The following is a 14,183-nucleotide window of genomic DNA, read 5'->3' on the forward strand; positions in this document are numbered from 1 at the left end:
GCTCCAGCGGCTGGTCGCGGTCCGCGGCCGCCACCGCGATCCACGAGCAGGCCACCAGGACGACGACCGCCACCCAACGGCACCACAGCAGCATCGCGATGACCACCGCGAAGGTCGCGAGCAGCGGATTCGTCGGGGTCCGCGACAGCAGCAGCCCCGCGCCGAGCTGGAGCACGGTCACCGCCGCGCCGCCGAGGGCAGCGCCGGGAAGGATCGTGCGCCAGGGGAGGGCGATGCCCGTGAGGAAGCGCACGAGCAGGGCCAGTGCGAGCGCGTCGACGAGGAAGATCACGAGGATGGATCCGACGCGCACGCCGAGCCCGAACGCCCAGGAGGCGGTGCTCCACCCGAGCACGTCGAAGAGCCCGGTCAGAGCCCAGACGCCGAGCAGCGACAGCGCCGCCCCGACGAGGAGGGAGAACCCGAAGGCCGCAGCCGCGAGGAGGTCCCTCAGCTTCAGCAGGGCGGCGTTGCGCGGATCCTGGCCGAGGCCGAAGATGTCCCGCACCGCGCGTCGGGTGAAGGTCACCGCGGTGATCGCGGTCCACAGCACCGCGGCCACGGCGATCGCGCCGGTGATCCCGAGCACCCCTCCCGACGCCTGCGCGATCTGCCGGACGTCGCCGGGGGAGGCGAGACCGCGCTCGCTGATGAGACCGGGGATGTAGCCGTTGGCGATCCCGATCAGGGCGTCGACGGCCTCCGTGCTCCCGCCGAGCCAGATCCCGGCGGCGGCGAAGGCGATATAGACGAGGGCGAACAGGGCGAAAAGGCCCTGATAGCTCACTCCGGCCGAGAGCAGGAAGCCGTTGTTGCGCAGGAAGTGCCGCCAGACCCGGACCGGGAACGCCGCCATCGTCCGGCGGGTGAGGGCGGCGGCGCGGTCCAGCGGCTTCTCGAGGCGGGCGATCACCGCGCCCGGCTTCCCCGGCATCGGATCACGAGGGGCGGACGCGGACACGTCCCCACCCTAGCGAGAGGATGGGGACGTGCCGCGAGCGGGTGCGGATCAGCGGCCGCCGCGAAGGACCGCCTGCTTGACCTCGGCGATGGCCTTGGTGACCTCGATGCCGCGGGGGCACGCCTCGGTGCAGTTGAAGGTCGTGCGGCAGCGCCAGACGCCCTCCTTGTCGTTGAGGATGTCCAGGCGGGCGCCGCCGGCATCGTCGCGCGAGTCGAAGATGAAGCGGTGCGCGTTCACGATCGCCGCCGGCCCGAAGTACTGCCCGTCCGTCCAGAACACGGGGCAGGACGAGGTGCACGCGGCGCACAGGATGCACTTGGTGGTGTCGTCGAAGATCTCGCGGTTGGCGATCGACTGGATGCGCTCCTTGCCCTTCTCCGGCTCGGAGTTGGCGATGAGGAACGGCTTGACCTCGCGGTACGCCGCGAAGAACGGCTCCATGTCGACGACGAGGTCCTTCTCCAGCGGCAGCCCCTTGATGGCCTCGACGTAGATCGGCTTGGAGATGTCCAGGTCCTTGATCAGCGTCTTGCAGGCGAGCCGGTTGCGCCCGTTGATGCGCATGGCGTCCGAGCCGCAGATGCCGTGCGCGCACGAGCGGCGGAAGGTCAGCGAGCCGTCGACCTCCCACTTGATCTTGTGCAGCGCGTCGAGCACGCGGTCGGTCGAGTACATCTCGACGTCGTAGTCCACCCAGCGGGGCTCGGCGTCGACCTCGGGATCGAAGCGGCGGATGATGAACGTCACGAGGTACGACTGCACGCCGGTGTCCTCGACGACCTCCTGCTCCACGACGGCGGTGGACATCAGTACTTCCTCTCCATCGGCGGGTAGTTCAGCTCGCCCTGCTCGTTCTTCGTGAACACGACCGGTTTCCAGTCGAGACGGATGTGGTCGCTCGGATCGGACGAGTGCGGGTCGCCGGTCAGATACGCCATGGTGTGCTTCATGTACTTCTCGTCGTCGCGCTGGGGGAAGTCGTCGCGCATGTGGCCGCCGCGGCTCTCCTCGCGGTTCTGCGCGGCGTAGACGACGACCTCGGCGATGTCGAGCAGGAAGCCGAGCTCGACGGCCTCGAGGAGGTCCGTGTTGAAGCGATGTCCCTTGTCGTCGACGTGCACGTTCTTGTAGCGCTCGCGCAGTTCCGCGATGACGCCGAGCACGTGCTGCAGCGAATCGTGGGTGCGGAACACCTGGGCGCCGCGGTCCATCTCGTCCTGCAGCGTCTTGCGCAGCACGGCGATCCGCTCGGTGCCGGTGTTGGTGCGCAGGCCTTCGATCATCTCGCGGACGTCCTTGGCCGGGTCCTCCGGGAGGGGGAGGAACTCGGCGGTCTTGACGTACTCGACGGCGTTGCGGCCGCTGCGCTTGCCGAACACGTTGATGTCCAGGAGGGAGTTGGTGCCGAGACGGTTCGCGCCGTGCACCGAGACGCAGGCGCACTCGCCCGCGGCGTAGAGGCCGGGGACGATCGTGTCGTTGTCGGCGAGCACCTCGCCGTTGTTGTTGGTGGGGATGCCGCCCATGGCGTAGTGGGCCGTCGGCATCACCGGGACCGGCTCCACGACGGGGTCGACGCCCAGGTAGGTGCGGGCGAACTCCGTGATGTCGGGCAGCTTGGTCTCCAGGACCTCGGCGCCCAGGTGCGTGCAGTCCAGCAGCACGTAGTCCTTGTGCGGGCCGGCGCCGCGGCCCTCCGCGACCTCCTGGACCATGCAGCGGGCGACGATGTCACGCGGGGCGAGGTCCTTGATGGTGGGGGCGTAACGCTCCATGAACCGCTCGCCGGACGCGTTGCGGAGGATCGCGCCCTCGCCTCGGGCGCCCTCGGTGAGGAGGATGCCGAGGCCGGCGAGGCCGGTGGGGTGGAACTGGAAGAACTCGAGGTCCTCCAGCGGCAGGCCCTTGCGCCAGACGATCCCGACGCCGTCGCCGGTGAGGGTGTGCGCGTTCGAGGTCGTCTTGAAGATCTTGCCGAAGCCGCCGGTCGCGAAGATCACGGCCTTGGCGTGGAACACGTGCAGCTCGCCCGTGGCGAGCTCGTAGGCGACGACGCCCGCGATGCCCGTCTTGCCGGCCTCGTCCTTCACCGTGATGAGGTCGAGCACGTAGAACTCGTTGAAGAAGTTGATCCCGAGCTTGACGCAGTTCTGGAACAGGGTCTGCAGGATCATGTGACCGGTCCGGTCCGCGGCGTAGCAGGCGCGGCGCACCGGGGTCTTGCCGTGCTCGGCGGTGTGGCCGCCGAAGCGGCGCTGGTCGATCTTGCCCTCGGGCGTGCGGTTGAAGGGCAGGCCCATGTTCTCGAGGTCGATGACCGCGTCAATGGCCTCCTTGGCGAGGATCTCCGCGGCGTCCTGGTCGACGAGGTAGTCGCCGCCCTTGACGGTGTCGAACGTGTGCCACTCCCAGCTGTCCTCCTCGACGTTGGCGAGCGCGGCGGCCATGCCGCCCTGCGCCGCGCCGGTGTGGGACCGGGTGGGGTAGAGCTTGGTGATGACGGCCGTGCGGGCGCCGGGCCCGGCCTCGATCGCCGCTCGCATCCCGGCGCCGCCGGCGCCGACGATGACGATGTCGAACTCGTGGTGGTGCACGCCGTTCTTGACGACGGAATCCTGAGTCTGCGTGGTCACTCTCTTATGCCTATCTGTCTTCTCGCGCTGCCGGGGCGGTCACTTGACCAGGGCCTGGCAGGTCTCCCACATCGCGCCGTCCTCGAACACGCCGTTGCACGGGTCGAAGGTGAACACGACCAGGGTGCCGAGGATGATGAGCAGGGCGGCGGCCAGGCCGAGCGCGCCGAGCAGGGTCTTGCGGACGCCCGAGTGCGTCACGTAGTCGTTGACGACCGTGCGCATCCCGTTGGCTCCGTGGATGAGCGCCAGCCAGAGCATGATGACGTCCCACCACTGCCAGAACGGCGTGGCGTACTTGCCGGCGACGAAGGCGAAGTCCAGGGCGTGGATGCCCTCGCCGAGCATGAGGTTGACGAACAGGTGGCCGAAGATGAGCACCACGAGCACGACGCCCGAGGCGCGCATGAACACCCAGCCCCACTTCTCGAGGTTGAACCCGCGCTGGCGGCGGGGGGCGGCGAGCTGTGCCGGAGCCTGAGCGGTCATCAGTGTCCTCCCTCGCCGAAGCCGGCGAACGCGAGCGCAAGGTGACGCGGCACGAAGCCGGCCATGATCACGAGCCACACGCCGATGACGATCCAGAAGAGCTGCCGCTGGAAGCGCGCGCCCTTCGACCACAGGTCGACCAGGATGATGCGCAGCCCGTTGAGGGCGTGATAGGCGATGCCGGCCACGAGGACGACCTCGCCGAAGGCCATGATCGGGTTCTTGTAGGTGCCGATCACCGCGTCGTACGCGCCGGGGGAGACCCGGATCAGGGCGGTGTCGAGCACGTGCACCAGGAGGAAGAAGAAGATCGCGATCCCGGTGATGCGGTGAAGCACCCACGACCACATGCCTTCGCGCCCCCGGTAAAGGGTGCCGCGCGGGGTCTTGGACGTGGTTTCCGAAATCGACGGTGTCAAGCGAGTGCCTGCGGACACGGTCGTCCTCCCTGGTCGAAGCGGGCCCGGCGCGCATGGCGGCGCGCGCGATCGCGTCCATCCTATTCCCGTCGGCCCTCGGGGAGCGACGAAGGGGACCCTAAGTATCTCGACATCGAGATAATCTCCCGCCCCGTCCTTCCGGGCGCGCTCGCTACGCTGGGTGTCATGCGCGAGCCGATCGAGGACTTCTACGCCGTCATCCCCGCGGGGGGCATCGGAAGCCGGCTCTGGCCGCTGTCGCGCGCCGACGCGCCCAAGTTCCTGCACGACCTCACCGGCTCAGGGCAATCCCTCCTCCGCGACACGTGGGATCGCCTCGAGCCGCTCACGGGTCGCGACCGGATCGCGGTGGTGACCGGGCGCGCCCATCGCGCCGCCGTCGAGGAGCAGCTGCCCGGCATCGCCGACGAGAACGTGTTCCTCGAGTCCGAGCCGCGGGAGTCGGCGGCGGCCATCGGGCTGGCCGCGGCGATCCTGCACCGTCGGGACCCGGACGTCATCATCGGCTCCTTCAGCGCGGATCACGTGATCCGCGGCACGCGGGTGTTCGAGTTCGCCGTGCGCGACGCGGTGGAGGTGGCGCGGGAGGGGTACATCTGCACGATCGGCATCTCGCCCACGGAACCCGCCGTGGGGTTCGGGTACATCAAGCGCGGCGAGGAGCTCCTCGTCGAAGGCGCCCGCGAGGCGGCCCTGGTCGAACGCTTCGTGGAGAAGCCCGACCTGGAGACCGCCAAGGCGTACCTCGCGGAGCGGACCTACCTCTGGAACGCGGGCATGTTCATCGCGAAGGCCGGGGTGCTGCTCGACGAGCTGGCCGCGAACGAGCCCGAGCTGCACGCGGGCCTGCTCGAGCTCGCCGAGGCGTGGGACGACCGGGACCGGCGCGGGCCGGCGGTGGACCGGATCTGGCCGCGGCTGAAGAAGATCGCGATCGACTACGCCGTGGCCGAGCCCGCGGCCGAGCGCGGACGCCTCGCCGTCGTCCCCGGGCACTTCGACTGGGACGACGTGGGGGACTTCGCGTCGCTGACCAAGCTCATCTCCAACGGCCGCAAGAACGACCTCGCCGTGCTCGGCCCGAAGGCGCGCGTGCTCAGCGACGCGGCCAGCGGGATCCTGGTCAGCCAGACGTCGCGTGTCATCAGCCTCGTCGGCGTGAAGGACATCGTCGTGGTGGACACCCCTGACGCGCTCCTGGTGACGACGACGGAGCACGCACAGCGCGTCAAGGGCGTCGTGGAGTCCCTCAAAGTCACCGGACGCGGTGACGTGCTCTGAGCATTCCCTGCTCTGAATCCGGTGGATCAGAGGGGCAGCTGCTCAAATGAGCACGTTGGGGCTCATATGGTTTCAGCTTGATAACCATTCCTCGCCGCCAGGGCAAGCGCGGATGCGCACGCGCCGTCACACTGGGTAACTTTGATCGACCCGCGATGGCCGCGGGTGCGTGCAGGGGAGGCCTGAGTGACCATCTCAACCACCAAGAAGCTGTTCGGCGCGACGCTCGTCGCCGCCGTCGCGATCGCACTCGCCGGCTGCGGCCAGGCGCCGACCGAGAAGCCGGGCGCCGGCGGCGGTGACGGCGGCGGATCCGAGTTCCTGCCGTGCATCGTCTCGGACTTCGGCGGCTTCGACGACAAGTCGTTCAACCAGTTGTCGATGGAGGGCGCGCAGAAGGCCGCGGACGAACTGGGCGTCACGCTGAAGAAGGCGGAGTCCAACGCCGAGACGGAGTACGGCCCGAACGTCGACAACATGGTGTCCGAGGGCTGCAACGCCATCGTCGCGGTGGGCTTCGCCCTGTCGCAGGCCACCGTCGACGCGGCCTCGGCCAACCCCGACACCGACTTCATCCTCGTCGACGACGCGGGCGGCGACAGCAAGCCCGACAACGTCAAGCCGCTGCTCTACAACACGGCCGAGGCGGCGTTCGTGGCCGGTTACCTGTCCGCGGGCTACTCGAAGGCCGGCAAGGTCGGCACCTTCGGCGGCATGGAGTTCCCGACCGTGACGATCTTCATGGACGGCTTCAAGCAGGGCGTCGACCACTACAACCAGGAGAACGGCACGGCCGTGCAGGTCGTCGGCTGGGACGGCAAGACCGGCTCCTTCACCGGCGGCTTCGAAGCCAACCAGGACGCCAAGACGGTCGCGAAGAACATCATCGACCAGGGTGTGGACGTGCTCCTTCCCGTCGGCGGCCCGATCTACCAGTCGGCGCTGCAGGCGATCAACGAGTCCGGCCGCGAGATCGCCCTCATCGGCGCGGACGCGGACCTGTTCGTCACCGACCCGACCACGGCCGACGTCGTGCTCACCTCCGTGCTGAAGGCGATGGACCTGTCCACGTACGAGGCCGTCATGGCGAGCTCGAAGGGCGACTTCTCCGGCGAGCCGTACATTGGCACCCTCGAGAACAAGGGCGTCGGCATCGCGCCGCTGCACAACTTCGAGAGCAAGGTCGACCCGGCGCTGATGACGAAGGTCGACCAGGTCACCAAGGACATCATCGACGGCAAGATCACCGTCACGTCCTACCTGTCCGAGTAACGCTCGGAGAGGCGCAGGGGAGGTCGGCGTCACGCCGACCTCCCCTCTTTTCCGCTTTCCCACCCGACCCCACGGCGTCTGAGCACGCCCGAATAGGATCGACACATGAAGCTCGAACTGCGCGGCATAACGAAGAGGTTCGGCGCGCTGACGGCCAACGATCACATCGACCTGGTCGTCCGGCCCGGCGAGATCCACTGCCTCCTCGGCGAGAACGGTGCCGGCAAGTCCACGCTGATGAACGTGCTGTACGGCCTCTACCAGGCGGATGAGGGCCAGATCCTCCTCGACGACGAGGTGCAGCACTTCTCCGGCCCCGGCGACGCGATGGCGGCAGGGATCGGGATGGTGCACCAGCACTTCATGCTGATCCCGGTCTTCACGGTCGCCGAGAACGTGATGCTCGGCCACGAGCAGACGACGTTCGGCGGTCGGCTCGACCTCGGTGCCGCGCGGGCGCGCGTGCGGGAGATCTCCGACCGGTTCGGCTTCGACGTCGATCCGGATGCGATCGTCGAGGATCTCCCGGTCGGCGTGCAGCAGCGCGTGGAGATCATCAAGGCGCTGTCCCGGGACGCGAGCATCCTCGTCTTCGACGAGCCGACCGCCGTGCTCACGCCGCAGGAGACGGACGAGCTCATGGCCACGATGCGGAGCCTGAAGGAGCAGGGCACCGCGATCGTCTTCATCACGCACAAGCTCCGCGAGGTCCGCGAGGTGGCCGACCGCATCACGGTCATCCGGCTCGGCAAGGTCGTCGGCGAGGCGTCGCCCGACGCGACCAACGCCGAGCTCGCCTCGTTGATGGTCGGCCGCGCGGTCGAGCTGACCGTGCACAAGGACGCGCCGAACCTGCGCAGCAACGCGCTGGTGGTGGAGAACCTGACCGTGACGGACGCCGCCGGGACGGTCCTCGTCGACGAGGCGTCCTTCGAGGTCCGCGGCGGCGAGGTGCTCGCGATCGCCGGAGTGCAGGGGAACGGCCAGACGGAGTTGACCGAGGCCATCGTCGGCCTGCAGCCCCACGTCCGCGGCAGCATCCGTCTGAACGGAGAGGAGCTCGTCGGGCGGTCGGTCCGCGACATCCTCGACGCCGGAGTGGGATTCGTCCCGGAGGATCGCGGCGTGGACGGCCTGGTCAAGGAGTTCTCCATCGCGGAGAACCTGATGCTCGACCGCTCCTCGGGCGCGCCGTTCGTGAAGGCGGGGGCGCTGCAGCTGAAAGCGCTCGATCAGTTCGCCCGCGAGAAGATCGACGAGTTCGACATCCGCACGCAAGGGCCGTCCCAGGCCGCCGGGCGTCTGTCCGGAGGTAACCAGCAGAAGGTCGTGCTCGCCCGTGAGCTGAGCCGCGACCTGTCGCTGTTCGTCGCCGCCCAGCCCACGCGCGGCGTCGACGTCGGATCGATCGAGTTCATCCACAAGCGGGTGGTCGCCACGCGCGACGCCGGCGTGCCCGTGATCGTCATCTCCACGGAGTTGGACGAGGTCACCGCGCTCGCTGACCGGATCCTGGTGATGTACCGCGGACGCATCGTCGGCATCGTGCCCGGCGACACGCCGCGCGACCAGCTCGGCCTGATGATGGCGGGCGCCGCGAACGAAGGAGCCACGGCATGACCGCCGCGCAGACGCAGACTCCGGCGCCGAAGGGCACGGCCGACGTGCCGCCCCCCTCGCGGTGGCGCATCGCGGTGCAGCAGGTCGTCAGGGGCAACGCGATCATCTCGGTTCTCGCCGTCATCGCCGCAGTGATCGTCGGATCGATCATGATCGCCGCCACGGACAAGGACGTGCAGGCCGCCGCCGGATACTTCTTCCAGCGGCCGAGCGACACGTTCGGCGCGATCTGGGATGCGGTGGCGGGCGCCTATGCGGCGCTGTTCCGCGGCTCGATCTACAACGTCAACGCGGACAGCTTCGCCGTCGGCATCCGGCCCCTCACCGAGACGCTCAAGTTCGCCACGCCGCTGATCGCGGCGGGGCTCGGCGTCGGGCTCGCGTTCCGCGCCGGACTGTTCAACATCGGTGGTCAGGGGCAGATGCTCATGTCCGCCGCCGCGGCGGGCTATGTCGCCACCGCTCTGGACATGCCGTTCCCGCTGCACATGGTCGCGGCCCTCGTCGCCGGCGTCCTCGCCGGCGCGCTGTGGGCCGGGATCGCCGGCCTGTTGAAGGCCCGCACGGGGGCGCACGAGGTGATCGTGACGATCATGCTCAACCACATCGCGGTGTATCTGCTCGCCTGGATGCTCGCCACGCAGGGCGTGCTGCAGGCGCCCGGGTCACAGAACCCGAAGACCGCGCCGATGGACGAGACCGCGGTGCTCCCGCAGATCCTCGGGCCGATGTACAAGCTGCACCTCGGGTTCCTGTTCGCGCTCGTGGCCGTCGCGATCACGTGGTGGCTGCTCGAGCGTTCCAGCCTCGGCTTCCGTTTCCGCGCGGTGGGGGAGAACCCCGCCGCGGCGCGCGTGGCCGGCATCTCGGTCGGGCGGATGTACTTCCTGGTGATGGTGATCGCGGGCGCGCTCGTGGGTCTCGCCGGAGTCAGCCAGGTCCTCGGCACGGAGCCGAAGGGCTTCAGCGGCGGGATCGACGCCGGGATCGGCTTCGACGCGATCACGGTGGCCCTTCTCGGGCGATCCCGCCCGCTGGGCATCCTCGGCGCCGGCATCCTGTTCGGCGCGTTCAAGACCGGTGGATTCACCATGCAGGCCTCGCAGGGCGTGCCGATCGAGATCGTGCTGGTCGTGCAGTCGCTCATCGTGCTGTTCATCGCCGCACCTCCGATGGTGCGTGCGATGTTCGGTCTGCCCCAGCCCGGCCGCGCGAACCGCCGAACGCGGCGCGCCATGAAGAAGGAGGTGGCGGCATGAGCGTGCAGACGCTGGACGCCCAGCCGCGCACCGTCTCGGTCGTCTCCTGGAAGACGCCGATCATCTTCGCGGTCGTGACGGTGCTGTTCTCCCTGTTGCCGGTGATCGTCCCCCGTCCGGGAGACGCCACCTTCCGCTTCTCCGCGGGCAGCGACCTGTTCACCCTGCCGGATCTCGTGGTGCCGGGGACGGCCACCGCGTGGATCTGCATCGTGATCCTCGCCGTCGTGACGGTGGTCTCCGTCGTGCTGTCGCGGCAGCGACGAGCGGTGCCGCTGTGGCTCATCGCCGTGTTCGTCGTCGTGCTCGTGTTCGGCTTCCTCGCCTGGGCGGCCGCGGGCAGCTCCGGCACGCTTCCGATGGTCGGACTGCTGGGCGGCGCGCTGGCACTGGCGACGCCCCTGATCTTCGGCGCGCTGGGCGGCGTGATCGGAGAGCGGGCCGGCGTCGTCAACATCGCCATCGAGGCGCAGCTGCTGGCGGGCGCCTTCAGCGCCGCGGTGGTCGGGTCGCTGACCGGGACGCCGTGGGCGGGCCTGATCGCCGCGATGGTCGCGGGTGTGCTGGTGGCGCTCGTGCTCGGTGTCTTCGCGATCACCTACTACGTCGACCAGGTGATCGTCGGCGTCGTGCTGAACGTGCTGGTCATCGGCGTCACGACCTTCCTGTTCCGACAGGTGCTCGCTCCCAACCAGGCGACGATGAACACAGTGACGCCGTTCGCGCCGATCCCGATCCCGCTGTTGGGCGACATCCCCGTGCTCGGCCCGATCCTGTTCCGGCAGACGATCGTCGTCTACCTGATGTACCTGGTGGTGTTCGCGGTCTGGTTCGGCATGTACCGGACGCGGTGGGGGCTGCGGATGCGCGCGGTCGGCGAGCACCCGCAGGCGGCGGACACGGTCGGCATCAACGTCGCACGGACCCGCTACATGAACGTGATGATCGCGGGCGCGATCGCCGGTATGGGCGGGGCGTTCTACACGCTCGTGTCGGTGCCGCGGTTCAATCCGGAGATGACCGCGGGCGCCGGATTCATCGCGCTGGCCGCCGTGATCTTCGGCAAGTGGGATCCGATCAAGGCCACGCTGGCGGCGCTGCTGTTCGGTTTCGCCTCCAACCTCCAGGGCGTGCTGAGCGTGATCGGGTCGCCGGTGCCGAGCCAGTTCATGCTGATGCTGCCCTACGTCGTGACGATCTTCGCGGTCGCCGGCCTCGTCGGGCGCTCGCGTCCGCCGGCCGCCGACGGCGACCCCTACATCAAGTCCTGAGGAGGGACATGACCGACATCGACTGGGACGAGCTGCGCCAGGTCGCCGAAGACGCCATGCGCAAGGCGTACGCGCCCTACTCGCGGTACCGGGTGGGGGCCGCGGCCCTCGTCGGGGACGGACGCATCGTCGCCGGCTGCAACGTGGAGAACGCGTCATACGGCGTCGGACTGTGCGCCGAGTGCGCCCTGGTGGGCGACCTGTATATGTCCGGCGGCGGGCGCCTCGTCGCGTTCGTCTGCGTGAACGGCGACGGCGAGACGATCATGCCGTGCGGGCGCTGCCGTCAGCTGCTGTTCGAGCACGCGATGCCGGGGATGCTCCTGGAGACCGTCTCGGGGATCCGCACGATCGACGAGGTCCTGCCCGACGCGTTCGGGCCCAGGGACCTGGAGGAGGCACGATGACCGTGGAGCCGTTCGACGCCGTGGACGTGATCCGCGCCAAGCGCGACGGGGGAGTGGTCCCCGAGGACGCGCTGCGCTGGATGGTCGACGCCTACACGCGCGGCTACGTCTCGGACGCGCAGATGGCGTCCTTCGCGATGGCGGTGTTCCAGCGCGGGATGCAGCGGGACGAGATCCGCGTCCTCACCGACGCCATGATCGCGTCGGGGGAGCGGATGAGCTTCGCCGCGCTGGGCAAGCGCACGGTCGACAAGCACTCCACCGGCGGCGTGGGTGACAAGATCACCCTGCCCCTGGCGCCGCTGGTCGCCTCGTTCGGCGTGGCCGTCCCGCAGCTGTCCGGCCGCGGGCTCGGCCACACGGGCGGCACGCTGGACAAGCTGGAGTCGATCCCGGGTTGGCGCGCGGCGCTGAGCAACGAGGAGATGTTCGCGCAGCTCCAGGGCGAGGTCGGCGCGGTCATCTGCGCGGCCGGCTCGGGGCTCGCTCCCGCGGACAAGAAGCTCTACGCGCTGCGGGACGTGACGGGCACCGTCGAGGCGATCCCGCTGATCGCGTCGAGCATCATGTCGAAGAAGATCGCCGAGGGCACCGACGCGCTCGTCCTGGACGTGAAGTTCGGCTCCGGCGCGTTCATGCAGGACATCGAGCGGGCCAGAGAGCTCGCCAGGACGATGGTCGAGCTCGGCACCGATTCCGGCGTGTCCACCACCGCGCTGCTGACCGACATGAACGTCCCGCTGGGGCGCGCGATCGGCAACGCCAACGAGGTGCGCGAGTCGGTGGAGGTCCTCGCCGGCGGCGGTCCCGCCGACGTGCGGGAGCTGACCCTGGCGCTCGCCCGCGAGATGCTCGCGCTCAGCGGGCACCCGGATGCCGACGTGGAGAAGGCGCTGGACGGCGGCCGGGCGATGGACGTGTGGAACGCGATGATCCGCGCCCAGGACGGCGACCCCACGGCGCCGCTCCCGGCCCCGCGCGAGACGCACACGGTCACGGCCGAGGCTGAGGGCTTCGTCACGCGGATGGACGCCCTTCCGTTCGGGATCGCGGCGTGGCGGCTCGGGGCGGGACGGGCGCGGGCGGAGGATGCCGTCGTGCACGCCGCCGGCATCGACCTGCACGTGAAGCCCGGGGATCAGGTCCGCGCGGGAGACCCGCTGTTCACCTTGTCCGCGGACGACGCGGCACGCTTCTCGCGTGCGCTGGACGCCGTCGCGGGAGCGTGGGAGATCGGCGCGGAGAAGCCGGCGGCGTCGCCGCTCGTGCGCGAGCGCATCACCGCCTGAGCCACCGCGGGCGGGCTGCCGGGCGGACGGTGTCGGAGGCGTTCCGGGATGACTAGGCTGATCCCGGACGCCGCGTGCGTCATCCCCAGCCGCTGACAGCGCCGTCACTCATCCGAGAGGATCCGCCATGCCGACCGACGCGACCGGAATCGACGCTACGGGTGACGCCACCGTTCAGGGGGTCTCGCTGCGGAGCCTGCCGAAGATCTCGCTGCACGATCACCTCGACGGTGCCCTGCGCCCCGCCACGATCATCGAGCTCGCGGACGCGGTCGGGCTCGAGGTGCCCGAGTCGGATCCCGCAGCGCTCGGGCGCTGGTTCGCCGCGCAGAGCGACTCCGGCTCGCTCGTGGAGTACCTGAAGACCTTCGACCTGACGACGTCGGTCATGCAGACCAGGGAGGGGCTGACCCGGGTCGCGCGGGAGTTCGTCGAGGATCTCGCCGACGACGGAGTCGTGTACGGCGAGGTGCGCTGGGCGCCCGAGCAGCATCTCGCCCGGGGCCTGAGCCTGGAGGAGGCCGTCGAGGCCGTGCAGGCCGGCATCGAGGAGGGCGAGGACATCGTCGACCGATCCGGGCGCAGCATCCGCGTCGGCCAGCTGGTCACCGCCATGCGTCACACGGACCGCTCGCTGGAGATCGCGAAGCTGGCCGTGGCGTTCCGCGGGCGCGGTGCCGTCGGCTTCGACATCGCCGGCCCCGAGGACGGCTTCCCGCCGTCGCGGCACCGGGCCGCGTTCGACCACCTGGCGGAGAACTTCTTCCCGGTCACCGTGCACGCCGGAGAGGCGGCCGGACCCGACTCGATCCGCTCGGCCCTGATCGACGGCCGCGCGCTGCGCCTCGGGCACGGTGTGCGGATCGCGGAGGATCTGGAGATCATGGGTCGCGACGGCGACGAGGTGCAGGTGCGCTTCGGCGACCTCGCCCGCTGGGTGCGCGACCGGGAGATCCCCCTGGAGCTGTCGCCGTCGTCGAACCTGCAGACCGGGGCGATCGCCGCCTGGGGGACCGAGCTCGCGGACCATCCCTTCGATCTGCTCTACCAGCTCGGGTTCGCCGTGACCGTGAACGTCGACAACCGCACGATGAGCGCGACGTCGCTCACCCGCGAGCTGAGCCTTCTGGTGGACGCGTTCGGGTACGACCTGGAGGACCTGGAGTCCTTCCAGTTCAACGCGGCCGCCGGCGCGTTCCTCCCCGTCGAGGAGCGCGAGGAGCTGGTGGAGATCATCGCCGAGGGCTTCGACGCCTGA

General features: G+C 69.5%; 13 protein-coding genes. 8 read left to right on the top strand and 5 right to left on the bottom strand.

The window, feature by feature from the left end:
* From MR1_RS10510 to sdhC, 5 genes are all read right to left on the bottom strand, one after another.
* The coding region (locus MR1_RS10510) for a YihY/virulence factor BrkB family protein (RefSeq protein ID WP_255218135.1) at positions 1–961 on the bottom strand (961 nt) is incomplete at its 3' end.
* A 48-nt stretch (positions 962–1,009) separates the two neighbouring features.
* The gene (locus MR1_RS10515) at positions 1,010–1,771 is read right to left on the bottom strand and encodes a succinate dehydrogenase iron-sulfur subunit (RefSeq protein WP_067246065.1); all 762 of its coding nucleotides are present in this window, start codon (positions 1,769–1,771) and stop codon (positions 1,010–1,012) included.
* Positions 1,771–3,597, bottom strand: a complete 1,827-nt coding sequence (gene sdhA / locus MR1_RS10520) for a succinate dehydrogenase flavoprotein subunit (RefSeq protein ID WP_067246067.1) — start codon at positions 3,595–3,597, stop codon at positions 1,771–1,773. Before sdhA ends, MR1_RS10515 begins: the two co-directional genes overlap by 1 nt.
* A 39-nt stretch (positions 3,598–3,636) precedes the next feature.
* Positions 3,637–4,086 carry a succinate dehydrogenase hydrophobic membrane anchor subunit gene (locus MR1_RS10525; protein ID WP_067246070.1) on the bottom strand — a complete coding sequence of 150 codons (450 nt, stop codon included), beginning with the start codon at positions 4,084–4,086 and terminating at the stop codon, positions 3,637–3,639.
* Entirely contained in the window at positions 4,086–4,523 is a 438-nt protein-coding gene (gene sdhC / locus MR1_RS10530) for a succinate dehydrogenase, cytochrome b556 subunit (RefSeq protein WP_084344533.1), read from the bottom strand. The genes MR1_RS10525 and sdhC overlap by 1 nt, the downstream gene beginning before the upstream one ends.
* Before the next feature lie 168 nt (positions 4,524–4,691).
* Between sdhC and MR1_RS10535 the strand changes: the two genes are divergently transcribed.
* The 8 genes from MR1_RS10535 to MR1_RS10570 all read left to right on the top strand — a co-directional run bounded on the left by MR1_RS10535 (position 4,692) and on the right by MR1_RS10570 (position 14,183).
* Entirely contained in the window at positions 4,692–5,807 is a 1,116-nt protein-coding gene (locus MR1_RS10535; protein WP_067246075.1) for a mannose-1-phosphate guanylyltransferase, read from the top strand.
* A gap of 186 nt (positions 5,808–5,993) precedes the next feature.
* Positions 5,994–7,079: a BMP family lipoprotein gene (locus MR1_RS10540; protein WP_217996220.1), complete on the top strand. Its 1,086-nt coding sequence runs from the start codon at positions 5,994–5,996 to the stop codon at positions 7,077–7,079.
* A 105-nt stretch (positions 7,080–7,184) separates the two neighbouring features.
* Positions 7,185–8,699, top strand: coding sequence for an ABC transporter ATP-binding protein (locus MR1_RS10545; protein ID WP_067246078.1), 1,515 nt, complete (start codon positions 7,185–7,187; stop codon positions 8,697–8,699).
* Complete coding sequence (locus tag MR1_RS10550; RefSeq protein WP_174522530.1) at positions 8,696–9,958, top strand: ABC transporter permease; 1,263 nt, start codon at positions 8,696–8,698, stop codon at positions 9,956–9,958. Before MR1_RS10545 ends, MR1_RS10550 begins: the two co-directional genes overlap by 4 nt.
* Complete coding sequence (locus MR1_RS10555) at positions 9,955–11,229, top strand: ABC transporter permease (RefSeq protein WP_067246081.1); 1,275 nt, start codon at positions 9,955–9,957, stop codon at positions 11,227–11,229. The genes MR1_RS10550 and MR1_RS10555 overlap by 4 nt, the downstream gene beginning before the upstream one ends.
* 8 nt (positions 11,230–11,237) lie before the next feature.
* Entirely contained in the window at positions 11,238–11,636 is a 399-nt protein-coding gene (locus MR1_RS10560) for a cytidine deaminase (protein WP_067246084.1), read from the top strand.
* Entirely contained in the window at positions 11,633–12,925 is a 1,293-nt protein-coding gene (locus tag MR1_RS10565; protein WP_067246087.1) for a thymidine phosphorylase, read from the top strand. Before MR1_RS10560 ends, MR1_RS10565 begins: the two co-directional genes overlap by 4 nt.
* A 127-nt stretch (positions 12,926–13,052) precedes the next feature.
* Positions 13,053–14,183, top strand: a complete 1,131-nt coding sequence (locus tag MR1_RS10570) for an adenosine deaminase (RefSeq protein WP_067246091.1) — start codon at positions 13,053–13,055, stop codon at positions 14,181–14,183.

The sequence above is a fragment of the Microbacterium resistens NBRC 103078 genome (assembly GCF_001552355.1).
Taxonomy (GTDB): Bacteria; Actinomycetota; Actinomycetes; order Actinomycetales; family Microbacteriaceae; genus Microbacterium; species Microbacterium resistens.

Coding starts and splice junctions, on each gene's coding strand:
- MR1_RS10515 (WP_067246065.1), bottom strand. CDS start 1,771: ATGTCCACCGCCGTCGTGGAGCAGGAGGTCGTCGAGGACACCGGCGTG.
- MR1_RS10525 (WP_067246070.1), bottom strand. CDS start 4,086: ATGACCGCTCAGGCTCCGGCACAGCTCGCCGCCCCCCGCCGCCAGCGC.
- MR1_RS10535 (WP_067246075.1), top strand. CDS start 4,692: ATGCGCGAGCCGATCGAGGACTTCTACGCCGTCATCCCCGCGGGGGGC.
- MR1_RS10545 (WP_067246078.1), top strand. CDS start 7,185: ATGAAGCTCGAACTGCGCGGCATAACGAAGAGGTTCGGCGCGCTGACG.
- MR1_RS10550 (WP_174522530.1), top strand. CDS start 8,696: ATGACCGCCGCGCAGACGCAGACTCCGGCGCCGAAGGGCACGGCCGAC.
- MR1_RS10555 (WP_067246081.1), top strand. CDS start 9,955: ATGAGCGTGCAGACGCTGGACGCCCAGCCGCGCACCGTCTCGGTCGTC.
- MR1_RS10560 (WP_067246084.1), top strand. CDS start 11,238: ATGACCGACATCGACTGGGACGAGCTGCGCCAGGTCGCCGAAGACGCC.
- MR1_RS10565 (WP_067246087.1), top strand. CDS start 11,633: ATGACCGTGGAGCCGTTCGACGCCGTGGACGTGATCCGCGCCAAGCGC.
- MR1_RS10570 (WP_067246091.1), top strand. CDS start 13,053: ATGCCGACCGACGCGACCGGAATCGACGCTACGGGTGACGCCACCGTT.